We start from the raw sequence: 539 nt of genomic DNA on the forward strand, positions 1-539 counted from the left end.
CGTTTTCTTGGTCTGTTGTTTAGTTTGTTCTCAATGTCCTGTATTTCATTATCAGAGACTTGTCTAAAGTCACAGCCTTTAGGCAGATACTCTCTGATCAAGCCGTTGGTATTTTCGTTGGTTCCTCGCTGCCATGACGCATAAGCATCGGCAAAGAAGAAAGGGCTAAAGAGCTTTTGTTTCACCCTTTTATGCTGAGCAAACTCTTTACCATTGTCAGAGGTAATGGTCTTAACCTGCAACCTCACTGGCGCTAAGAGTTCTATCATTGCCTCTGATACTTGCTGTGCTGTTTTATGACCCACACGCTTCATCTTCAATAGCCCCGTTTTACGTTCAACGAGCGTGACAATCGCTTGCTTGTGATGCTGACCGATAACGGTATCCGCTTCCCAATCTCCAATACGTGAGCGTTCTTCAACAATACAAGGGCGCTCATGAATCGAGACTCTGTCATTGATACGGCCTCGAGTCTCAGCGGTTAGACGCTGCCGGTATGGTTTTCCTTTACGTCTGAGACACTGCCACAATGTGCCGCC

1 protein-coding gene is annotated in these 539 nt (G+C 46.4%); it reads right to left on the bottom strand.

Going from position 1 to position 539, the window contains the following annotated elements; translation table 11 throughout:
* Positions 1-539, bottom strand: a 539-nt coding sequence (locus tag A7325_RS01555) for an IS30 family transposase (protein ID WP_156508473.1), incomplete at both ends; no start/stop codon positions are given.

The sequence above is a fragment of the Psychrobacter sp. SHUES1 genome (assembly GCF_001652315.1).
GTDB classification, from domain to species: domain Bacteria; phylum Pseudomonadota; class Gammaproteobacteria; order Pseudomonadales; family Moraxellaceae; genus Psychrobacter; species Psychrobacter faecalis.